Origin of the sequence: Enterobacter sp. V87_3, assembly GCF_029967835.1 — a bacterium.
Taxonomy (GTDB): domain Bacteria; phylum Pseudomonadota; class Gammaproteobacteria; order Enterobacterales; family Enterobacteriaceae; genus Enterobacter; species Enterobacter cancerogenus.
Map to the genome: position 1 here is coordinate 186,546 of NZ_JASCAM010000025.1, position 21,788 is coordinate 208,333.

24 protein-coding genes are annotated in these 21,788 nt (G+C 57.5%); 12 read left to right on the forward strand and 12 right to left on the reverse strand.

Annotated features, from left to right (window positions below; translation table 11 throughout):
* The first annotated feature begins 214 nt into the window (after positions 1-214).
* The 6 genes from QLG21_RS15095 to QLG21_RS15120 all read left to right on the forward strand — a co-directional run bounded on the left by QLG21_RS15095 (position 215) and on the right by QLG21_RS15120 (position 6,126).
* Complete coding sequence (locus tag QLG21_RS15095) at positions 215-529, forward strand: PTS sugar transporter subunit IIB (RefSeq protein WP_042321291.1); 315 nt, start codon at positions 215-217, stop codon at positions 527-529.
* Between the two features lie 11 nt (positions 530-540).
* Positions 541-1,866 (forward strand): PTS transporter subunit EIIC, encoded by a 1,326-nt coding sequence (locus QLG21_RS15100; RefSeq protein WP_042321287.1) that lies wholly within the window; start codon positions 541-543, stop codon positions 1,864-1,866.
* Positions 1,867-1,883: 17 nt separating this feature from the next.
* A complete protein-coding gene (locus tag QLG21_RS15105; protein WP_282484734.1) occupies positions 1,884-3,260 on the forward strand; it encodes a glycoside hydrolase family 1 protein in 1,377 nt (458 codons plus the stop codon).
* A 5-nt stretch (positions 3,261-3,265) separates the two neighbouring features.
* Positions 3,266-3,568 carry a PTS lactose/cellobiose transporter subunit IIA gene (locus QLG21_RS15110; RefSeq protein WP_072208838.1) on the forward strand — a complete coding sequence of 101 codons (303 nt, stop codon included), beginning with the start codon at positions 3,266-3,268 and terminating at the stop codon, positions 3,566-3,568.
* Between the two features lie 138 nt (positions 3,569-3,706).
* A complete protein-coding gene (locus tag QLG21_RS15115; protein WP_006177638.1) occupies positions 3,707-5,086 on the forward strand; it encodes a carbohydrate porin in 1,380 nt (459 codons plus the stop codon).
* Between the two features lie 134 nt (positions 5,087-5,220).
* Positions 5,221-6,126 carry an EamA family transporter gene (locus QLG21_RS15120; RefSeq protein ID WP_042321283.1) on the forward strand — a complete coding sequence of 302 codons (906 nt, stop codon included), beginning with the start codon at positions 5,221-5,223 and terminating at the stop codon, positions 6,124-6,126.
* Positions 6,127-6,183: 57 nt separating this feature from the next.
* Here QLG21_RS15120 and nepI read toward each other — a convergent pair whose 3' ends face one another.
* The 3 genes from nepI to QLG21_RS15135 form a co-directional block, all read right to left on the reverse strand.
* On the reverse strand, positions 6,184-7,377 hold the full coding sequence (gene nepI / locus QLG21_RS15125; protein WP_058609922.1) for a purine ribonucleoside efflux pump NepI: 1,194 nt from the start codon (positions 7,375-7,377) through the stop codon (positions 6,184-6,186).
* Positions 7,378-7,442: 65 nt separating this feature from the next.
* Complete coding sequence (locus QLG21_RS15130; RefSeq protein WP_282484735.1) at positions 7,443-7,970, reverse strand: SRPBCC domain-containing protein; 528 nt, start codon at positions 7,968-7,970, stop codon at positions 7,443-7,445.
* A gap of 97 nt (positions 7,971-8,067) precedes the next feature.
* A complete protein-coding gene (locus QLG21_RS15135; protein WP_282484736.1) occupies positions 8,068-8,520 on the reverse strand; it encodes a DUF1198 domain-containing protein in 453 nt (150 codons plus the stop codon).
* 99 nt (positions 8,521-8,619) lie between these two features.
* On the opposite strand from QLG21_RS15135, the gene QLG21_RS15140 reads away from it, so the two are divergent.
* Positions 8,620-9,522, forward strand: coding sequence for a LysR family transcriptional regulator (locus QLG21_RS15140; RefSeq protein WP_282484737.1), 903 nt, complete (start codon positions 8,620-8,622; stop codon positions 9,520-9,522).
* On the opposite strand, the gene QLG21_RS15145 is transcribed toward QLG21_RS15140, so the two are convergent.
* Positions 9,510-10,514, reverse strand: a complete 1,005-nt coding sequence (locus QLG21_RS15145) for an alpha/beta hydrolase (protein ID WP_282484738.1) — start codon at positions 10,512-10,514, stop codon at positions 9,510-9,512. The genes QLG21_RS15140 and QLG21_RS15145 overlap by 13 nt on opposite strands.
* A 399-nt stretch (positions 10,515-10,913) precedes the next feature.
* Here QLG21_RS15145 and QLG21_RS15150 point away from each other — a divergent pair, with 399 nt between their 5' ends.
* Both QLG21_RS15150 and QLG21_RS15155 read left to right on the forward strand, forming a co-directional pair.
* A complete protein-coding gene (locus tag QLG21_RS15150) occupies positions 10,914-11,366 on the forward strand; it encodes an STM2901 family protein (RefSeq protein WP_064324250.1) in 453 nt (150 codons plus the stop codon).
* Positions 11,366-11,683: a DUF1493 family protein gene (locus QLG21_RS15155; protein WP_137849959.1), complete on the forward strand. Its 318-nt coding sequence runs from the start codon at positions 11,366-11,368 to the stop codon at positions 11,681-11,683. Before QLG21_RS15150 ends, QLG21_RS15155 begins: the two co-directional genes overlap by 1 nt.
* Positions 11,684-11,707: 24 nt before the next feature.
* Here the strand turns inward: QLG21_RS15155 and QLG21_RS15160 are convergent, their stop codons facing one another.
* The 8 genes from QLG21_RS15160 to ivbL form a co-directional block, all read right to left on the reverse strand.
* Positions 11,708-12,190, reverse strand: coding sequence for an Hcp family type VI secretion system effector (locus QLG21_RS15160; RefSeq protein WP_102891907.1), 483 nt, complete (start codon positions 12,188-12,190; stop codon positions 11,708-11,710).
* 358 nt (positions 12,191-12,548) lie between these two features.
* Complete coding sequence (gene uhpT, locus QLG21_RS15165) at positions 12,549-13,946, reverse strand: hexose-6-phosphate:phosphate antiporter (RefSeq protein ID WP_282484739.1); 1,398 nt, start codon at positions 13,944-13,946, stop codon at positions 12,549-12,551.
* A gap of 142 nt (positions 13,947-14,088) precedes the next feature.
* On the reverse strand, positions 14,089-15,399 hold the full coding sequence (locus QLG21_RS15170) for an MFS transporter (protein WP_282484740.1): 1,311 nt from the start codon (positions 15,397-15,399) through the stop codon (positions 14,089-14,091).
* The gene (gene uhpB, locus QLG21_RS15175; protein ID WP_006177622.1) at positions 15,392-16,897 is read right to left on the reverse strand and encodes a signal transduction histidine-protein kinase/phosphatase UhpB; all 1,506 of its coding nucleotides are present in this window, start codon (positions 16,895-16,897) and stop codon (positions 15,392-15,394) included. The genes QLG21_RS15170 and uhpB overlap by 8 nt, the downstream gene beginning before the upstream one ends.
* The gene (gene uhpA / locus QLG21_RS15180; protein WP_282484741.1) at positions 16,894-17,487 is read right to left on the reverse strand and encodes a transcriptional regulator UhpA; all 594 of its coding nucleotides are present in this window, start codon (positions 17,485-17,487) and stop codon (positions 16,894-16,896) included. The genes uhpB and uhpA overlap by 4 nt, the downstream gene beginning before the upstream one ends.
* Before the next feature lie 99 nt (positions 17,488-17,586).
* Positions 17,587-17,874, reverse strand: a complete 288-nt coding sequence (gene ilvN / locus QLG21_RS15185; protein ID WP_006177620.1) for an acetolactate synthase small subunit — start codon at positions 17,872-17,874, stop codon at positions 17,587-17,589.
* Between the two features lie 3 nt (positions 17,875-17,877).
* On the reverse strand, positions 17,878-19,566 hold the full coding sequence (gene ilvB, locus QLG21_RS15190; RefSeq protein WP_006177619.1) for an acetolactate synthase large subunit: 1,689 nt from the start codon (positions 19,564-19,566) through the stop codon (positions 17,878-17,880).
* 102 nt (positions 19,567-19,668) lie between these two features.
* Entirely contained in the window at positions 19,669-19,767 is a 99-nt protein-coding gene (ivbL, locus tag QLG21_RS15195) for an ilvB operon leader peptide IvbL (protein ID WP_088208941.1), read from the reverse strand.
* A gap of 523 nt (positions 19,768-20,290) precedes the next feature.
* Here ivbL and tisB point away from each other — a divergent pair.
* The 3 genes from tisB to QLG21_RS15210 all read left to right on the forward strand — a co-directional run bounded on the left by tisB (position 20,291) and on the right by QLG21_RS15210 (position 21,787).
* The gene (tisB, locus tag QLG21_RS15200; protein ID WP_072208832.1) at positions 20,291-20,380 is read left to right on the forward strand and encodes a type I toxin-antitoxin system toxin TisB; all 90 of its coding nucleotides are present in this window, start codon (positions 20,291-20,293) and stop codon (positions 20,378-20,380) included.
* A gap of 64 nt (positions 20,381-20,444) precedes the next feature.
* Positions 20,445-20,891 carry a GNAT family N-acetyltransferase gene (locus tag QLG21_RS15205; RefSeq protein WP_006177617.1) on the forward strand — a complete coding sequence of 149 codons (447 nt, stop codon included), beginning with the start codon at positions 20,445-20,447 and terminating at the stop codon, positions 20,889-20,891.
* A 62-nt stretch (positions 20,892-20,953) separates the two neighbouring features.
* On the forward strand, positions 20,954-21,787 hold the full coding sequence (locus QLG21_RS15210; RefSeq protein WP_137849957.1) for an EamA family transporter: 834 nt from the start codon (positions 20,954-20,956) through the stop codon (positions 21,785-21,787).
* Position 21,788 lies beyond the last annotated feature (1 nt).

Genomic DNA, 21,788 nt, shown 5'->3' on the forward strand with positions numbered 1-21,788 from the left:
ATCCGTTTCCGTTTTTCATGGAAACCGATTTTCCGTTTCCACTCAATTTGATGTAAAACTCGCCAAATTATGTGACACCGATCGTGATAATTAGCCCCATAAAAAACGCTTCTTGATAGCTGTCACACTTCTGTCTTTTATAAATGGAAACCGGTTTCCGTATGATGTCCAATCATCCTCGCAATAACTTTTTACATTTAGAGGAAGGATGTCGATGTTCAAGATTATGCTGTGTTGTTCAGCCGGGATGTCCACCAGCCTGCTGGTCAGCAAAATGGTCGAAGAAGCGAATGCGCGTGGGCTACCAGTCAAGATTGATGCCTACGGCGTGTCCGAATTTGACACGCAGTTTCCGCATTACCAGGTGGTGCTTCTCGGACCGCAGGTGAAATACATGTTAAAGACACTCTCAGACAAGGCGGCGACGCAAGGCATTCCGGTACAGGCCATCGAGATGATGGACTACGGCATGCAGCGTGGCGATAAAGTACTGGACTATGCTCTGTCGCTCATTGAAGCGGCACACTAAAAGGTGTTCACATGAGTTCGTTATATCAATCCATGGTCGCGGTGATTGAGCAATCGATTACCCCGCTGGCCGCAAAGCTCGGTCAGCAGAAGTATGTGATTGCCATTCGCGACGGCTTTACCGCCGCGCTGCCGTTTATGATCATCGGCTCGTTCATGCTGGTGTTCATCTTCCCGCCATTCTCGGCGGATACCACCAACAGTTTCGCCCGCGGCTGGCTGGATTTCTCCCAGACCTACCGTGAACAGCTGATGCTGCCGTTTAACCTCAGCATGGGCGTGATGACCTTCTTCATTTCGGTGGGGATTGGCGCGAGCCTCGGACGTCAGTTTAACCTCGACCCGGTGATGTCCGGCCTGCTGGCGTTTATGGCGTTCCTGCTGGTTGCCGCGCCCTATGCCGACGGTAAGATCTCGACCCAGTATCTGTCGGGCCAGGGCATCTTTACCGCGCTGATCACCGCCATTTACTCCACCCGCGTGTATGCGTGGCTTAAGCAAAACAACGTGACCATCCGCCTGCCAAAAGAAGTGCCGACCGGCGTGGCGCGCTCGTTTGAAATCCTGATCCCGGTGATGGTGGTGATTGGCACCCTGCATCCGCTGAACCTGTTTATCGAAGCGCAAACCGGGATGATCATCCCACAGGCGATCATGCACCTGCTGGAGCCGCTGGTGTCGGCGTCGGATTCCCTGCCCGCCATTCTGCTCTCCGTGCTGCTGTGCCAGATCTTCTGGTTTGCTGGCATTCACGGCTCGCTGATTGTCACCGGCATCATGAACCCGTTCTGGATGGCGAACCTGTCGGCAAACCAGGCCGCACTGGCTGCCGGTGCCGCTCTGCCGCACGTTTATCTGCAGGGCTTCTGGGACCACTACCTGCTGATTGGTGGCGTCGGTTCTACCCTGCCGCTGGCGTTCCTGCTGCTGCGCAGCCGCGTCACACACCTGCGTACTATCGGCAAAATGGGCGTGGTGCCCAGCTTCTTTAACATCAACGAACCGATTCTGTTCGGCGCGCCGATTATCATGAACCCGATGCTGTTTATCCCGTTCGTGTTTGTGCCGCTGATCAACGCCTGTCTGGCCTACGGTGCCACTAAGCTCGGCTGGCTGGCGCAGGTGGTGTCGTTAACCCCATGGACCACTCCCGCACCGATTGGTGCCTCGTGGGCGGCGAACTGGGCATTAAGCCCGGTGGTGATGTGCGTGGTCTGTATGGTGATGTCCGCGCTGATGTACCTGCCGTTCCTGCGTGCCTATGAGCGTACGCTGATGAAAAACGAAGAGCAGAAAGCCCAGGCCACCGTCGGCGTCGCTGAAACCGCAAGTCATTGAGTCAAAGAGGACGCGTCATGAAATACACATTTCCCGATCGCTTCTGGTGGGGCAGCGCAAGCTCCGCTCTCCAGACCGAAGGGACACGAGAGGGGGAAACCACGTGGGACTACTGGTTTGCCCGCGAGCCGAACCGTTTTCATAACGGCGTGGGGCCGCAGCAGACCTCCACGTTTTATCAGCACTGGAAAACGGACATTCAACTGTTAAAGCAGCTGAACCACAACAGCTTTCGCACCTCGATAAGCTGGGCGCGCCTGATCCCCGACGGTATCGGTGAAGTGAACCCGCAGGCGGTCGACTTTTATAATCAGGTCATTGATGAGCTGATTGAACAGGGCATCACGCCGTTTATTACCCTGTTCCATTTCGACATGCCGATGGCGATACAGGAGATCGGCGGTTGGGAAAACCGCGACGTGGTGGACGCTTACGCCCGCTACGCGCAGATCTGCTTTGCGCTGTTCGGCGACCGCGTGCTGCACTGGTTTACCTTCAACGAGCCGATTGTGCCGGTGGAGGGCGGTTATCTGTACGACTTCCACTATCCGAACGTGGTGGATTTTCGTCGTGCGGCTACCGTGGTGTATCACACCGTGCTGGCCCACGCGAAAGCGGTTCAGGCTTACCGCGCCGGGCGTTACGCCGGGGAAATTGGCATCGTGCTCAACCTGACGCCCTCCTACCCGCGTTCGCAGAACCCGGCGGATGTGAAGGCGGCGCACATTGCGGATCTGATGTTTAACCGCAGCTTCCTCGACCCGGTGCTTCGCGGCGTCTATCCGGCAGACCTGGTGGCGCTGTTGAAAGCGTACGACCAGCTCCCCGCCTGCAAGCCGGAGGACCGCGCCCTGATTGCGGAAGGGAAAATCGACCTGCTCGGCGTGAACTACTACCAGCCGCGGCGCGTGAAGTGTCGCGACAGCGCGGTAAACCCGCAGGCGCCGTTTATGCCGGAGTGGTTCTTTGACAATTACGAGATGCCGGGCCGCAAGATGAACCCATACCGCGGCTGGGAAATCTACGAGCCGGGTATTTACGATATTCTGGTTAACCTGCGCGACAACTACGATAACCCTCGCTGCTTTATTTCTGAAAACGGTATGGGCGTCGAAAATGAACAGCGCTTTATTGAAAATGGCCAGATTAACGATCAATACCGCATCGATTTTATTTCTGAGCACTTAGCGTGGCTGCATAAAGGTATTAACGAAGGATGCAATTGCCTTGGCTACCATATGTGGACCTTTATTGATAACTGGTCCTGGTGTAATGCCTATAAAAATCGTTACGGATTTATTCAGCTCGACTTAGAGACGCAGCAGCGCACCCTCAAAAAAAGCGGCGAGTGGTTTGCCACCACTGCCTTAAATAACAGTTTTGATAAAGAGTAATTATGATGATCGTATTAGAAGATGCCGTAATGGAAATTATCGTCAACGCCGGTCAGTCCCGCAGTTTGTGCTTTGAAGCGCTGCACGCGGCGCGCCAGGGCAACCTTGACGAAGCCAAAAGCCTGCTGCGCGAGGCCGATGGCTATGCTCGCCAGGCACACAAAATGCAGACCAAACTGATCGAGCAGGATGCGGGAGAAGCCCGCCAGCCGATGACCTTAATTATGGTGCACGCCCAGGACCATTTAATGAATTCCCTGCTGGCGCGTGAATTATCGGAAGAAATTATTCATTTATATCAGAGATAATCTATGGCGAAATAACGTTAGCGTAATACCTCTGTACCTAAAATAGAGATCCACTTGTTCTGATGATAGCGACATACTCTGTCAGATCGGAGCGGGATGGTTATTGTCTGAATAAAATTAAACTATATTGAGATAACCATGAATACGATTAAAAAACTTCCATTAACAATGGCGGTTATCGCCGCGCTTTGCCCCATTTCCGTACTCGCGCAAGAATTTACGCAGGAGCAAATCGACGCCATTGTGGCCAAAGCGGTGGATAAAGCCCTGGCAGAACGTCAGGCCAAAATGGATGCCGCCGTTGCCAAAAAAGCGGACGTGGTGACCGAGCCGCAAAGCGCGGCGCAATCCCCGGATATGGCGATCCCGTTCGGGGTGAAATTTACCGGCTACGCCCGCTACGGCGCGCACTTCCAGGCCGCCGATCAGAAATACGTGGCGGTAGACGGCTCCTACAACGGCGCGTCCGCGATTGGTCGTCTGGGCAACGAAGGCAACGGCGGTGAATTCCAGCTTTCCAAAGCCTTCAAAGGTGACAACGGTGCCATCTGGGACATCAACGTGATGATCGACCACTGGGGCGATGAGGTTAACCTGAAAAAAGCCTACGCCGGTGTGACCAACATTATGGCGTCTAACCCGAACGCCTATTTCTGGGCGGGGCGCGACTTCCACCAGCGTCCGCAGCAGGGCATCAACGATTACTTCTGGATGAACCACGACGGCCAGGGTGCCGGGGTGAAGAACTTCGACATCGGCGGCGTGCAGTTTGACGTGGCGGCCGTGGCGGCGGTGGAATCCTGTAGCCCGGAAGTGATGGAAGACGAAGCGAACCCGTCGCGCATCACCTGTACCGGCGGCTCCGGCACGGGCGACAAAGGCAACTACGCGGCAACCTCTAAAATCCACGGCATGAAGCTCGGCCCGATCGACCTGGAGCTGTACGCCAACTACGGCTTTGACTCGAAGGCCATTGAAAGCGACGAGCGTCTGAACGCCTGGCAGGGCGGCGTGGTGATGAGCCACACCAACGACAGCGGCGTGAACAAGGTGATCGCCCGCTACTCGGATAACTCGGACAACAGCGTCTTCAACAAAACCGAGGATCTGACCACGGTCTACGCCAGCTTCGAGGGGCTGTACAAATTCACCCAAGCCACGCAGGTGGAATACATCCTCGCCTTCCACGATTACGACAACAGTCGTGATGACACCGACAACCGCAAGAACTACAACGCCATCGTCCGCCCGATGCACTGGTGGAACGACGTCCACTCGACCTGGCTGGAAGCGGGCTGGCAGCACGTTGATTACGACAACGGCGGCGATAATAAGGGCTGGAAGCTGACCCTGTCGCAGAACATGTCTATCGCCATGGGGCCGGAGTTCCGTCCGATGCTGCGTTTCTACGTTACCGGCGGCAAAGTGGATAACGAACGCACCGCCCGCGTGAACAATACCAAAGACGAAACGCTCGACGATTTCAACGTAGGCGCGATGTGGGAGGCATGGTTCTAATACGGCGCCGTTAGTTTCGCCCGGCGGCGCTGCGCTTGCACGGGCCTACAAAACCTTGTAGGCCACGTAAGCGCAGCGCCGTCCGGCAAGATCCCATGTTATGCTACAAAAAAACCGACATAACAGGGGAGAACATGGGTTCCACACGTAAAGGGATGCTTAACGTCCTGATCGCCGCCGTTTTATGGGGAAGTTCGGGCGTTTGCGCGCAGTACATCATGGAGAAAAGCCACATTTCCTCGCCTTATCTGACCATGATTCGCCTGCTGTTTACCGGCGTGATCCTGCTGACGCTCTCCTTCGTTCACGGCGACAAGATTTTCTCGGTCATCAAAAACCGCAAGGACGCCCTCAGCCTGCTGTTTTTCTCATTGGTCGGCGCGCTCACCGTACAGCTCACCTTCCTGCTGACGATTGAAAAATCCAACGCCGCCACCGCTACCGTGCTGCAGTTCCTGTCGCCGACCATTATCGTGGCGTGGTTCGCGCTGGCGCGGAAAAAGCGCCCCGGTATTTTTGTCTTATCCGCGATAATGACCTCGCTTGTCGGCACCTTCCTGCTGGTAACGCACGGCGATCCGACATCGCTCTCTATCTCACCTGCCGCGCTGTTCTTCGGCATCGCCTCGGCCTTTGCTGCGGCGTTCTATACCACTTATCCGTCAACGCTGATCGCCCGCTACGGCACGCTACCGATTGTTGGCTGGAGTATGTTGATTGCAGGACTGGTGCTGACGCCGTTCTACGCCGGGCGCGGCACCACGTTTGCGTTCGACGGTAGCCTGCTGCTGGCGTTCTTCTATCTGGTGGTGATCGGTACGGCGCTGACGTTCAGCCTGTATCTGAAAGGGGCGCAAATGATCGGTGGGCCGAAGGCAAGCATTCTGAGCTGCGCCGAGCCGCTGAGCAGCGCATTGCTGTCGGTGATCCTGCTGGGAGTAGCCTTCACCCTGCCGGACTGGCTAGGCACACTGCTGATCGTCTCGTCGGTGGTGTTGATTTCGATGGATTCGAGAAGACGGGTTCAGACTTCAGCCTGATATTCCCTCACCCTAGCCCTCGCCCCATTGGGGAAAGGGCCGGGGAGAGGGGCGAATTTACGAATTCGCCCTCACCTTCGCTGCCACCAGCAGCGCCGTCAGCAGCATCAGGGTGCCGGAAATCACCAGCGGTGAGGTCAGACCCAGATGGTCAAGCGCCACGCCGCCCACCGCTGCGCCGCAGGTGTTCGCCAGCTGGATCACCGCTACCTGAATCGACCCGGCTTTTTCCGCCTGATCGGCCAGCGAGCGGGTGATCCACGTCGACCAGCCCACCGGTACCAGCGCAAAGGCAAAGCCCCAGATAATCGCAATCGCCGAGGCGACCCACTTATCGCTGCCCCACAGCACCAGCACCGCGGCGCTTATCGCCAGCACCAGCGGCGCGCCTGCCAACGCCACCTTGAGGGAGCGTTTCAGGAACTGGGACGACAGCGAGGTGCCAACAAAGCTGGCGATACCGAAACTCAGCAGCACCAGCGTCAGGCCATCTACGTCAAAGCCCGCCATGGTCATAAACACCGGGCGGATGTAGGTGAAGAAGGCAAACTGCCCGGCGAAGGCCATAAAGATGGCGGTCATGCCAGCCATAACGCCAGGGCGCTTGAGCAGCGCGAACATGTTCTGTTTGTGGTGCGCCGCTTCACCTGGCAGGGACGGCAGCGCCTTCCACACCCAGATAATGCAAAGCAGACCCATCACCGCGGCGGCGTTAAAGACGTTACGCCAGCCGATAATCCCGCCGAGGAAGCTGCCCAGCGGCGCGGCAATCACCAGCGCGATAGAGACTGCGCCGAAAATCACGGACAGCGCTTTAGGCACCGTGCGGGCGGGCACCAGGCGCATGGTCAGCGAGGCCGACATCGCCCAGAAGCCGCCGAGCCCTAACCCAAGGCAGGCGCGGCCGAGCAGCAGCAGGCTAAAGCTATTGGCGAAGGAGACCAGCAGGCAGGATGCCGTCAGCAGCACGCTGAAGAGAATGACCACTTTGCGGCGGTCGATAGCGCCAATCGCCTGGGTAATAAAGAGGCTGGCAAACATCGCCACAAACGCGGTGACGGTGACGGACTGCCCCGCCACGCCTTCGGAAATACCCAGATCCTGCGCCATCGGCGTTAGCAGGCTTACCGGCAGAAACTCAACGGTAATCAGGCAGGCGACGCAGAACGCCACGGAGAAAACCGCCGACCAGTTGGGCCGGGAAACCTCTTTGGTCTGCGGTCTGGTCGTGGGCTGGATATGTTCTGTCATGGCATCACCTGAAGATAAAAACGTGCGGAAAAGTCGCGCAGTTTATCATCAAAAGTGTGACGAATTTAACGTTTAGACAACTTTTCTTCCATCGCAGCATTCGCCAGCCCGACGATCCACTCCTGATGCCCGTTAATCATCGGATTCGGCACAGTGCGCGCTAGTTCCTGTGCGGGAACGCCTTTCTGCGACTCCTGGGTCAGAATGCGCACACGGTTACCGGGCAGATCTTCAAACAGCCAGGCGTGAATGACATCAAGGCGGGAATGCGCATCTCCTTCCACCCAACCGTGCCAGGCGATACGCGCCGCTTCGCCCTCAATCGGTGGAACATATTCCGTCACCTGCGCTTCAACCGGGAAACCAAAAGTGGTGAAACGAAAGCGCGCGTTGGCACTCAGCTCGGGGCCACCGCTGTCCCGGAAACGAATGTCTTTGACGTTACTGTAGTAGCCCGGCCACAAAGTTGTGTCATTGAGCTGTGCCCATATCTCTTCAGCGCTCAGCCCGGCGATGATGATTTCGTTAGAGGCAAAGTTGTCAGTAGTGCCTGGCAGGTAGTCGTTCGGCCAGATAATCATGGATTGTTTCATTGCAGACCTCCTCTGTAAGTTGACGAGGAGATGGTGCGCTGACGAGAGGTATAAATCTAATGATGTTGCTTTATAATCCTCATCACGGTTCGTGATATCAGTGCAGAAAAAACACGCCCTCTTCCGGCAGGAAGAGTTGGTTATACCGCAGCTGGAAGGCGTTAAGCTCCTGCGGGTCTGGCTCTATTTCGCGCATGAAGCCGAGCGCGAGGCGGATTTGCGCGTCGGTAATGGGCGCGGCAAGGCGGGCTTTGCGCAGCATGCGGTGCCAGGTGTGCAGGTTCTGTTCACTGCCATCAACAATACACACCTGCCAGATCAACAGCACCTGCGCAGCGTTTTGCAAATGGGCTTCGTCGGGGCGCTCAAGATAGCGGATAAACTCATTGCCTGATGTTTTACCAAACTGGTCGATCATCGACTCGACCGGCATTGGGGTGGTCCCCAGACGCTCGCTTAATCGTTTGATGGCGCGACGGGAGTCAGACGTCAGGACACGAAACCCGACGACAAACACCACCGCAAGCGTTGCCAGCATTATCCAGACCATGCTTTCTCCTTTGAATAGCCGCTCATCATAGCGGGAAACGCAGCGCGCCAACAACGGGCGGCACCATAATAGTGAACGGAAAAGAGGTGGAAAATCGTTATGAAAGCGGATCTGCGTACGCTGGATCTTAATCTGCTGAAAACGCTGGATGTCCTGCTGGACGAGCGCAGCGTCACCCGTGCGGCAGCACGCCTTGCGCTCACCCAGCCAGCCGTCAGCGGAATGCTCAATCGCCTGCGAGATTACTTCGACGACCCGCTGTTTATCCGCGCCCCACACGGTATTGTACCGACCACGCGTGCGCAGGAGCTTGCCACACCAGTCAAGCGCATTCTGGCAGATATCGAAGTACTGCTGCAGCCCGTCTCGTTTGATCCGATCATCGCACACCTGATATTCACCCTCGCCGCGACCGACTACGCCTTGCGTGCGGTGGTGGTGCCGTTTATCGCGGCCCTTAAGGTGCAGGCTCCAGGTATTCGTGTGCGCGTGGTGCCGGTGGAACCCGAGCGTCTCGTCGCACAGCTTGAGCAGGGAAAGATTGACCTCGCCCTGATGACGCCCCACACCACGCCGGACGAACTCCACAGCCGCGCGCTTTATGATGAACGGTACGTCTGCATGATGCGCGGCGACCATCCAGACGCCGGAAAACCGCTGACGATTGATCGTTTCTGCACGCTGGAGCATGTGCTGGTTTCCTATGAGGGGGAAAGCTTTCACGGCGTCACCGACGACGCGCTGGCGAAGATCGGACGCACGCGCCACGTTGGGTTATCGGTGAGCAGTTTCCTGGTGCTGCCGGACGTGCTGGCCATCAGCGACCTGATCGCCGTGGTGCCGGAGCGAATGGCGGAAAACCGGGCGGGGATGTTTGTATGTGATACGCCCGTAGCGGTGCAGGGGTTCACTAAAAACATGGCCTGGCACGGCAGAACGCACCGTAACCCCGCACAGGCGTGGCTACGCGGGCTGTTGCTGGAAACGAGTCAGCGCGCGTGAAGCCCTTTCAGCAGCGCCTCGTGGAAGCGCACCGGATCCTGCATCTGCGGCGCGTGGCCCATATCGTTAAACTCGACCAGCGTGGCGTGCGGAATGCGTTTTGCCGTCTCCTTTCCCAGCACCGCGTAGTTACCGAGCGTTTTACGCACCTCCGGCGGGGCGAGATCTTTGCCGATAGCGGTGTTGTCCTTCGTGCCGATCATCAATAATACCGGCATCTTCAGCTCGCTAAATTCGTAGACAACCGGCTGGGTGTAGATCATGTCGTAGAGCAGCGCCGAGTTCCATGCCACGCGCGCTTTGCCCGGCCCGTTGTTCAGCCCGGCAAGCATGGTCACCCAACGCTCGTACTCCGGCTTCCACTCTCCGGCATAGTAGGTGTTTTTCTCGTACTGGCGAATGCCGTCCGCGCTGGTTTTCAGCTCACGCTGATACCACTGGTCGACGGTAATATGCGGCACGCCGCGCGCCTTCCAGTCCTCCAGGCCAATCGGGTTGACCATCACCAACTGCTCCACCTGCTGCGGCCACATCAGCGCGTAGCGCGTCGCCAGCATGCTGCCGGTAGAGTGCCCGATCACCGTCACGCGTTCGACACCCAGGGATGTGAGCAGCGCATGGGTATTATCAGCCAGCTGCTGGAAGGTGTACTGATACCGCTCGGGCTTGGTGGATTTGCAGAAGCCGATCTGGTCCGGGGCGATCACCCGATACCCGCTCGCCGTCAGCGCACGGATGGTGCCGTCCCAGGTACCGGCACAGAAGTTCTTGCCATGCATCAGCACCACGGTGCGGCCGTTGGCTTTTTCCGGCTTCACGTCGAGATAGGCCATGTCCAGAGACTGATTTTGCGAGGTAAAGGTAAAGTGTTTAACCGGCCAGCCGTAGTTAAAACCTTCCAGCTTTTCGCCATAGGTGGGGGTATCCGCCGCCATCGCGGGGGACGCCAGCGCCATCAGCAGCGCAAGGCAGGATAATCGTCGGGTTAACATGCAAGCTCTCCATAACAAAACGGTCAAATGCCGTGCAGCGCGGCAGCAAAAATAAACTGTAGAGCATGCTGGGGAGCGGGTCTGTAAAGCGGGGTAAAGGGGGACGTAAAATATACGCATCCCCTTTTATGGAAGGTTTTAAAGGATATGCAGTGATGAGCCTGAGCGTTTCAGAACGCCAGGTGCCGAAACGTCTGGCTTTGTAGTAAGTACCACAGCGGGTACAACGCACTTGAAGAGGATGCGATCCTCATTACAGCTTGCGGATATCACGACCTCATAATCGACAAATATACTGTTTGCGGGCACTTTTCTTAATTTCATAAAACTATTACCCACTCATTATCCTTAGGTTAAGCAAGGCTATAACCTTGCTTAAAATGAATTCAGGATGATGCTATGAATACAATAGAGGAATCTGGGGGGACGTATTTCTATCGAGGGAATTCGAACGTAACCCCACAAGAGCTATTTTTGCTGATATTCGCTGAGGGTCTGGCGAACCATTTGGGCGTAACCATAGAGACTGCTGCAACAATCCTTGCAGGTCAGCCTCTAATACCCAAGCGTAAGGTGTTAGGCGCGTCAGGCTCGCGAACAAGTGTTGCCTCCAAACTAGCACGTCGCATATTAAAGGGAGTCCGCTTTCCTGGAGGGATGAGGGTGGAAACCATTATCGGTATGGGTAAAACAAGACAAACAAATAAGGTTGGGGCAGTAGTTGGAAGAGCTGTTCCGTTCGTTGGCTATGCCCAGGCAATCATTGTATTTGCCCTTGTGGCCAAAGAAACCAGAAACAAGTACAACCTGATAGCTCGACCGAAAGATCGGATCGAATGGACATACTTCTAATGTTATTGCCTGATGATCAAGAATTTTTAGATTACATCACTGAAAACTACAGTGAACTGAAACGTCCCGCCCAGAAGGAGTGGACCTTCCAGGAGCATTTCAACCTCGTTCCTGAAGATCTTGAGGACATGCTGCTTGACCTTTTCAATCGCTATGGGATTGAGTACAGCAACTTTGTTCTGGACAACTATTTTGAGCCGGAGCTGTTTTGGTTTCAGTTTGGACTTAGAAAAAGGTTTTGGGATCGACAGTATAAGCCGCTAACGCTCGAAATGATTATTGAGTCAGCCAAAGCCGGGCGCTGGTTATATGATTAAGGGGCTGCTTGCCCCTTACGTTCTTTACGCTGACTGGCGTTCGTTCCAGGCATCGCTAAAGATGATGTTCCCGTCGTTATGCTTCCAGGTAATTTTCTCGTAACGTAGTTCAACCGTTTCCATATGGTTTTCGTTAGGGTTATCGCCTGGTGCCATCGCTGGTGAGATAGAAACGACTCTGACGCCTTCGAGCAGCATATTAAAGTACTCTTCTTCCTGGCCGGAGTAGTTAATCCTATACCATTTTATCTCAGCAGAGACCAGGCTCTGCCCTGTTGCTACCGCTTTATAGAGGTATGGGCTTGAGCAATCGAATTCTTTAATGATCAACATAGGTGAATGCATGCGCGTACCGGTTATTTTACCGGTGGCATTGTCTGTTGGGATCATGAGGTTATGATGGAATCCTTTTACCTCAATGCTGCATTCTCTGTGCTGAACATCAACTCCGCCTTTGATTAATGCTCCCCCGTCATCCTTAAGCCATAAGTAAGCTGGTATAGCCATGTTAATTTTTCCTTGAGCAAGTTGTAATAGTCAAACACCGGGTTGTGTTCTGGCTAGTAGTTGGCTTGAAAACTTCATTCATGTTCTTCTTTTTAGTGCGCCTATCTCCCCCCAGCGTATGCCCGGTGCGGCTATAAAAGTTCAAGCCAGGTCATGTTTACGCCTGGCCGATCTCTTTTTGAGATATTGACCAGGCATTTTTTAACCATATTAAGAAGTTAGATGATGAACGTTCCAGAAAACACCGTGCGACCGGCTGCGGGTGGAGTGAAAAAATGAGCCGTAATCTTTTTTCTGAGGGGGAGCGGGAAGGAAAAAAAGCCCGGTGGTCAGCCGGGCAAAGAAGTCACCTGCACACTCAGGCTGCTTTCAATTTTTGTTTCTGCGCACGATTCTCACGGCGGATCTTACGTTCTTCCAGCACTGCGACCATCGCCATCAGGACGATACAGCCGATGGCGGCGGCGTCCAGCGCGGCGAAGGTGCCTGCCCAGCCGGTGAGGCCAAAGACCGGCGTGCCGTCGGCGATCATTCCCAGACCGAGCTTGGCGAAGCTGTCGCCGATCAGGTAGGCGAAAGTGCCCTTAATTCCATCGGCTGCGCCGATCGCTTTTTTCGGCACAAAACCGACCGCCGCCACGCCAATCAGCAACTGCGGACCAAACACCAGGAAGCCGAGCGCGAACAGGGAGGCGAGGTACACGTACTGGTTGCTGGCGTGCTGGTATACGCCGAGCGTGGCGATAATCAGCGCCAGCGCAACGCAGGCCACCAGCGCGCGACGCCCATTGGCGAGGTCAGAGAGCCAGCCCCACAGCAGCGTGCCAACCAGCGCACCCACTTCAAACAGGGTAAAGCCCTGAATCGCCACTTCTTTCGAGAGTTTCAGCTCCTGGAAGGCGTACACGGTTGACCACTGGTCGATACCGATGCGCACCACGTACAGGAAGATGTTCGAGAAGCAGAGCAGCCAGATCACCTTGTTTTTCAGCACGTACTCAACAAAGATCTGCCATTTGGTCATCTCATTTTCTTCGGTCTCTTTATCCTCCTCGCTGATCTCCTCACCGAACAGCTCTTCGGCTTTGCCGAGGCCGTAGGATTCCGGGGAGTCGCTGCCGAAGCGCAGGCCGATAAAGCCGACGACCAGGGCGATAATCGACGGGAAGATAAACATGCCGATGACGTGGCCGTCGAACAGATAGTTGGCACCGAACAGCGCCACGCCTGCCGCGCCCGCTCCGCCGAGGTTGTGGGAGATGTTCCACATGCCGAGGTACGAGCCACGCTTGCGGCGCGGGGTCCATTTGGTGATGGTCGAGTAGCTGCACGACCCGCCGGTGCTCTGGAAGAAGCCGCTCAGGGCGTAGAAAGCGATCATCAGGAACAGGCTGACGGAGCCTGAACCCATGCTGGCGCTGAAGCCAAGCATACAGATGGCGGAGAGGATCAGCATAAACGGCAGGAACTGCTTGGTGTTTTTGCCGTCGGCGTAGTACGACACCAGCGTTTTCCCCACGCCATAAGTGATGGAGAAGCCCAGGCCAATCATCCCCAGCTGCGTCATGCTCAGCCCGTAGGTTGAGATCATGTCGTTCTGCGCGATGTTAAAGTTTTTGCGGATCAGGTACATGGTCAGGTAGCCGATAAAGACCACCAGATAAGACTGCATGAACGGTTTGAACCACATCTTGCGCCGCACGTCGAGCGGCAGATCCAGGGTCGGCTTGCGCACCTGGTTGAGGAAGGCCAGCATGGTTTGCTCCTGAGCTGATTTTTATACCTGCGAATGGCAGGCATTGTAAAAATCAGCCGGGCGCGACGCCTGAGACAGCGTCCAGGTAAAACCGGGAAAATTTCTTAGTTTTGCGCCACTCGGCACCAAAAGGTGAGGCTCGTCACGCTTCGCGCGGCGCCTGAGCGTGCAAAAACGGCAGCAGCAGCAGGGCAGAGATCCCCGCCGCGATGGCGATCACCGCGAAGAATCCGCTCCAGTGCCAGGCGTCGATCACCCGCGCCAGCGGCCAGCCGGAGAGCGACGCGCCGAGGTAGGCAAACAGCCCGACGAAGCCCGTCGCCGCGCCTGCCGCCTCTTTGTGCGAGCACTCCGCCGCCGCCATGCCGATCAGCATCTGTGGGCCAAACACGAAGAAGCCGGTGGTGAAAAAGCACGCCGCCTGCATCACGTAGCTGGCAAAAGGCATCAGCCACAGCGACCCGACGGAGAGCAAAATGCCGGCAGCGAAAATCAGGTTCATCGGCCCACGGTTGCCGTTGAACAGTTTGTCCGATCCCCAGCCCGCCACCAGCGCGCCGATAAATCCGCCCAGTTCAAACATGGTGACCGCCGAGTTAGCCGTCACCAGATCCACGCCGAGCATCTCGGACATATACAGGTTGCCCCAGTCGTTGATGGCCGCGCGCACCACGTAGACCAGCACGTAGCACAGCGACAAAAGCCAGATATAGGGGTTTTTCAGCACGTATTTGGTGAGGATCTCTTTGCGGGTCAGCCCCGCGCCCTCCTGCTGCTGGGCGATCTCCATCTCGTCGTGTCGCCAGTCGCCAACGGGGGGAAGCCCAACGGTCTGCGGCTTATCGCGCAAACGCCAGCAGAGGAACAATCCGGCGAGAATGGCAAGCCCGCCCGCAATCATCATCCCCGCGCGCCAGCCGTAGTGCAGCGCCGCCGCGCCCACCACGATAGGGATCAGCGCCCCGCCAACGTTATGCGCCGTGTTCCATATTGCCCACCAGCCGCCGCGCTCGTTGCGCGAATACCAGGCGGTGAGCAGGCGGGCGCACACCGGCGCACCCCAGCCCTGGAAAAAGGCGTTCAGCGCCCACAGCACTGCAAAGGCCCACAGGGAGGTGGAAAAGCCAAATAAAATGTTCACCACACCGGTTGCCATCAGCCCAACGCCCATAAAATAGCGGGCGTTGGAGCGGTCGCTGACGATGCCGGAGAAGAACTTCGACAGGCCGTAGGTGATGTAAAACAGCGTCGCCAACAGGCCGATATCGGTGCGCGTCATCACGCCGGTGGCGAGGATTTCCGGCGCGGCGGCGTTAAAACTTTTGCGCGTGAAGTAGAACAGGGCGTAACCGAGCCAGATGGTCATCAGAATATGGCGACGCCAGTAGCGATAGCGGGCGTCGATCTCCGCTTTGTCGCCTAGCGGCACGGCATTGGCAGGCGTTTTAAACATGGTGGCTCCGTAGCGGTAAACTGACGCTGACGCGCGTTCCGTGGGTGCAGGAGATAGCCAGCGTGCCGCCCAGCGCCTTGACGCGCTCGCGCATCCCCGCCAGGCCAAAGCCCTGCTGGCCAGAGCCTGGCGGCAGGCCGCAGCCGTCGTCCTCAATCACCAGCATCAGGCGATCGTCCTGCTGCCAGCCCTGCAGCGTCACCGCGCTGGCGTTGGCGTGTTTGACAATATTGTTCAGCCCCTCCTGGCAGACGCGGAACAGCGTGACCCGCTGGCCTTCGCTCAGCGTTGGCTCATCAATGCGCCAGTCGAGATGGCTGACAATACCGCGGCTTTCCAGCTCCATCTCGCGCATCAGGGAACGCACCGCCTGCTCAAGCGAGAGGTCATCCAGCTGGCGCGGGCGCAGCCTGCCGAGCAGGCGGCGCACCGAATCGTACACCCCCAGCGACAGCTGTTCGATGTGTGCCCCGCCCTGCTTCACGCCGCTATTTTCCGCCGCCAGACGCTGAACGATGCCCGCCTGGGTGCGGATGGCGGTGATGGTCTGGCCGATGTCGTCGTGCAGCTCGCGCGCCACTTCCTGGCGCACGCTCTCTTCGGTCTCCAGCAGGCGTTCGGCCAGGCGGCGGTTGCGCGCCAGCTCGGTTTGCAGGGACTGGTTCAGTTCGCGCAGGCGCTGAATGCCCGCCCCAAGCAGCAGCCCGGTCAGGCTCTGGGCCAACAGCGAGAGGAGCAAATCAACGGGGTGATCGTGCCAGGTCTGGCTGGCGATCAGCGCGATGGCATTCATCAACGTGGCGATCAGCGCCCCCTGCCAGCCGTAGTGCCAGGCCAGGGCGATAATCGGCAGCGCCAGGCAAAACGGCGTAAAGCGTGAAAGCTCGGCCGGTAAACCCAGCTGCAGCCACAGGCTCACCACAAACAGCAGCAGATACCAGATGAGATGCCGGGCGCGCCAGTTTACCGGCTGGGAGACCAGCGCCGGGCCGAGCGGCTGCCAGACGGTGCTGGTGAGATAATGCCAGATGACGAGGCAGGTCGGCGCGAGCGTCAGCCCGCCGGTGAGGGTGAGGAGCAGCGCGTTCAGCATCTCCTTTTCGCCGATCCACGGCAGGGATTGCAGCAGCGCGGCGGCAATCAGCGCCGCCCCCTGGCGCAGCAGCGTGCGCCAGTCCCGCTGGTGCCGGTAGCGGGAGATCAGCGCCACCGGGATCAGGGTCAGCACGCTTCCGGTCATCAATAATGGCAGATGCGCCAGCGCCACCTGCTGCGCCAGCCAGACCAGCATCAGCCACTCTGCGCCCAGCAGCACAGGCCAGTAGCCGCGCGGGCATTGCAGCATCAGCCCAAGACGCAGGCCGAACGGGAACAGCAGCACCGCCAGTTCAGGGCGTTCAACCAGATGCAGACTGATGCTCCACAGGCAAAACCATGCGGCGGAGAAGATAAAAAAGCTGGCAACGACGGCGATCAGCCGCGAAAACACAGAGTTCATTGCCAGCTGTCGAACATACGGCGCGCCAGCTCGACGTCGTTACTGACGCCGAGTTTTTCCATCAGGTTAGCGCGATGAACGTGAACGGTTTTGGGCGACAGCCCCAGTTCGACGGCAATCTCTTTCACCGCCATCCCCTGCGCGAGCTTTTCCGCCACCTGTCGTTCGCGTCGGGTCAGCGGATCCTGACGGCCTGCCGCCAGCTTGATGGCGATATCCGGCGTCAGATAGCAGCCGCCTGTTGCGACGGTGCGCACGGCGGCGATCAGCTCGTCCGGGCTACAGCGCTTGGAGAGAAACCCGCGCGCGCCGGCGTTTAACGCCTGTTCCACCAGCGCCGGGCTGTCGTGAACCGACAGCATGATCGTCGCCATGCCTTTCGGCAGTTGGCTCAACAGCTCCAGCCCGGAAAGGTCCGGCATGGAGATATCGCAGATACAGACCTGCACGCCGCGCCCCGGCAGACCCGCCAGCGCCTCGCGGCCGGAACCGAACTCGGCCACTACCTGAAAATCAGGTTCGAGGCTTAAAAGCTGGGCAAATCCGGAGCGGACGATAAGGTGGTCGTCGATAAGGGCGATGGTAATCATGTGCGTTCCTGCGGTCTGAAAGCGCCGGATGGCGCTGCGCTTATCCGGCCTACAAAGGGCAAAGTTCGTAGGCCAACAAAGGCGCTTACCTTAAGCGATTTACTCGAAAAACACCGCAATTTTGTTAAACATGGTGGGATCGGACTGGTTGCGCACCACTTTGGCGACGTCTTCCAGCTTGTCGATCTGGGCCATCATCTGCTCCAGACGCTGATCGTCATTGACCAGCAGCCAGATGCGGCTGTGCTCGCTGCCCTGAATCGGCAGGCAGAGAATGCCTTCGACGTTAAACGCGCGGCGGGCGAACAGCCCGCAGACGTGGGTCATGACGCCGGGATGGTTGCGGACGGTGAGTTCCAGGATGACGTTATCGTGTTGTTTCTGCATGGCTTATTCCCCCACCATCTCAGTATTTGCCGCACCCGGCGGCACCATCGGATAGACTTTTTGTTGCGCGTCGATGCGCACGTGGATCAGCGCCGGGCCGGGACGAGAGATCGCCGCCTGCAGCGCCGCGTGGGCATCCTCCTCCGCGTTCAGATCGCAGGTGTGCAGGCCAAACCCGGCGGCAATCTGCATAAAGTTAATCATTCCCGGATAGGTCGCAGCAAATACCCCCTGCTTGTAGAACAGGCTCTGCTGCTGGTGCACCAGTCCCAGCGCCTCGTTGTTCATCAGAATGATTTTTACGTCTAACTGATTTTCGGCTGCGGTCGCCATTTCCTGAATGTTCATCATCAGGCTGCCGTCGCCGGAGAAGCAGATGACTTTACGATCCGGGTTAGCCAGCGCCGCGCCCACGGCGGCGGGCAGGCCAAAGCCCATGGTGCCCAGCCCGCCGGAGGTCAGCCACTGACGCGGACGGTTCAGCGGGTAAGCCTGCGCGGTCCACATCTGGTGCTGGCCCACGTCGGTGGTGATAATTGCGCTGTCGTCCACGCAGGCGGCCACGGCGTTGATCAGGCCGTAGTGGCTCAGCGGGTCGCCTTCAGCGGGGATCGCCCCCGGAAACTCTTTTTGCAGGTCAGCCACCAGTTGACGCCAGTCGTCACGGCCGGTTGCCTCGGTTTGTGGGATCAGCTGCGCCAGTACCTCGGCGACATCGCCCTGGATCGCGACGTGCGGCTGCTTGATTTTACCCAGCTCGGCGCGGTCGATATCCACGTGAATAATTTTGGCGTTCGGGCAGAACTGTTCGGTTTTGCCAATCGCCCGGTCATCAAAACGCGCGCCCATGACGATCAGCAGATCCGCCTCTTGCAGGATGAAATTGGTGCTGCGCGCGCCGTGCATCCCCAGCATGCCCAGAGAGAGCGGGTGTGCTTTTGGCAGCATGCCCAGCGCCATCAGCGTCATGGTGGTGGGCAGGTTGGCTTTCTCGGCGAACTGGCGCACCTCGTCAGAGGCGTTGATCGCCCCGCCGCCCAGATAGAGCACCGGACGTTTCGCGGCGTTAATCATCGCCGCCGCATCGCGCACGCTCTCTGCGCTGAATTCAGGCGCAGGGGCACGGTCGCCTGGCTCTGGCAGCACGTCGATGTCAATTTCTGCGGTCTGAACATCCTTAGGAATGTCTATCCACACCGGGCCAGGACGGCCAGACTGCGCAATGCGGAACGCATCGCTGATAACCTGTGGCAGCTCGCTGATATCGCGCACCAGATAGTTATGCTTGGTGATGGGGATAGAGATGCCGTAGGTGTCCACTTCCTGGAACGCATCGGTGCCGATCATCGAGGACGGTACCTGTCCGGTGATGCAAATCAGCGGAATGGAATCGAGACGCGCGTCGGCGATGGCGGTCACCAGGTTAGTTGCGCCCGGGCCGCTACAGGCCATACAGACCGCCGGTTTGCCCTGGGTACGCGCCATGCCCTGCGCGATAAAGCCCGCGCCCTGCTCGTGGCGAGCCAGAACGTGACGAATTTTTGTGCTTTGGCTTAACGCGTCGTACAGCGGCAGCACCGTGCCGCCCGGGATACCCGCTACGATGGTGATGCCCTGTCGTTCCAGTAAATGCACGATTAACTGCGCACCGGTAAAACGCGTTGTGGATGATGTTGTGCCCGAACTTGCCATGCTCCAGTCCTTTTATGAGCCGACTTTCCGGGGGGGGTTTAAACGAAAAACCCCGCCCGGTTTGCGCCGGCGGGGTTTTGGATTCGTGTGTTGATCCAGTCCCTACGGCGCATTGCCGACGACGACCACCACACGCACGACGACCACTGCGGCGGGTTGCGCAGTTTTTAGTAGGGTCGCGGTGAACAGGGATGGAGTCATTAGGAACCTGTGTTTGGAATCATTGATAGAATTTATACAACCACAGGTTGTAGGGCGTGACAATGGAAAAATATTCAACCGCACAAAAATGCGTCAGGGATCACGTTTCGTTTGGTGCGTGGTGAAAACAAAAAACCCCGCCTAAGCGAGGTTTTTATCAGGGTTTTGCGGTTGGTTTCCGCAGAACACACTGTGTTACGTCAACGGCAAAAGTATACGCGATCGAAGACGAACGCGCAATTTATGGCACGGATTTTGACGTTTTTGAGTATGGACCGCCTTCTGATTTTTGTCCATAAAATACTGTTCATACATACAGTATTTATCTATACTGAGTGTGTTCGCAGTGAGCGAGGGGGCCGCAGTTCTACCGGCGCAACGACGTCCTGGCTGAAACGGGTGGTGCCGTCAGTGCCTTAACCCCCTGAAGTGAGCACACTGTGTTACGTCAATCCAGGTGCTGGCAACAGGCGGCGGAAAGGTACGCCAGCATCGTGCTCCTTTTAACCAAAAGGAGACGCGTATGAGCGTCGTGGATATGGTTGTACTCATCCTCAAACTCATTGTTGCTGTTCTGCAACTGCTTGATGCTGTCCTGAAATACATTCGGTGATTCAGGTTCAAGTCGCACCTAAGAGGGGCGGGAAACCGCCCCTCTTTAATAACGAGGGAATGCTATGTCGCGTCTGTTAATTGAGCCTGTTACGCCAGAAGAGCCGGGATACATCGCGCTCAAAGCTGAGAGCATCGCCTTACACTTCAACATGCTGCGCAGGCTGGAAGAGAACTGGCAGCGCGGTGAGAATCGTTTTAATGCGCCGGGCGAAAAACTGCTGGGAGCCTTCCTCAACGGCAGGCTGGTGGGCGTGTGCGGGTTAAACCGCGATCCTTTTAGCCAGCAGCCGCGTGCCGGGCGTATTCGTCATCTTTACGTCAGCGAGAAGTGCCGCGGGCTGGGCATCGGCAAACAGCTGTTAACCGTGGTGATGGCCGATGCCAGCATCTGGTTTGATTTTCTCAATACCCATGCGCCGGAAGCGGCTTACGGGTTCTATCATCGGGTTGGGTTCACGCTGGTGGCGGACGAACCGCGGGTCACGCATCGGCTTTTTTGCGCCGTGTAGCTGGCTGGTAGCATCGTGCGGTGAATGTTACAGTTGGATGACAATTCACCGCCTGACGCGCCATGACCATCACCGTATTCTGCATTCTGCTGTTCGCCGCGCTGCTGCATGCCAGCTGGAACGCCATCGTTAAAGCCGGAACGGACAAGCTCTACTCCGCGATCAGCGTGAGCGGCTCAGCAACGCTTATCGCGCTGGTCCTGCTGCCGTTCTCTCCTCAGCCGTCCGCCGCAAGCTGGCCGTTTTTGGTTGTCTCCTGCGCGCTGCAGGTGGTGTACACCGTGCTGGTGGCAAAAACCTATCAGGTGTCTGATATGAGCCAGACCTACCCGCTGATGCGCGGCACCGCGCCGCTGCTGGTGGCGCTGGTCAGCGTGCTGGTGCTCGGCGATAGCCTTTCGTGGCTGGCGTGGAGCGGGATCGGCGTTATCTGCCTGTCAATCCTGGCAATGGCGATGAACGGCAGGATGCAGTCGCGTAAAGGCGTCTGGCTGGCACTGATCAACGCCTGCTTTATCGCCGGATATACGCTGGTTGACGGCACCGGGGTGCGGCTGTCAGACACCGCGCTCGGCTATACCCTCTGGACGTTCTTCATGAACGGTTTTTGCCTGCTTAGCTGGGCGATGGTGGCGCGCCGTCGGGAGGCGACCCGCTACGTGAGTCTGCACTGGAAAAAAGGCCTGCTCGGCGGTGTCGGCACGATGGGCTCTTACGGTCTGGCACTGTGGGCGATGACGCAGGCCCCGCTGGCGGTGGTGGCCGCGCTGCGTGAAACCTCGATTCTCTTTGGCGCGCTGCTGGCGTTTCTGCTTTTAAAAGAGAAGGTTGCCGGTGTGCGTATTGCCGCAGCGGTGGGGATCGCAGGCGGCGCCATTCTGCTGCGTCTGGCGTAAA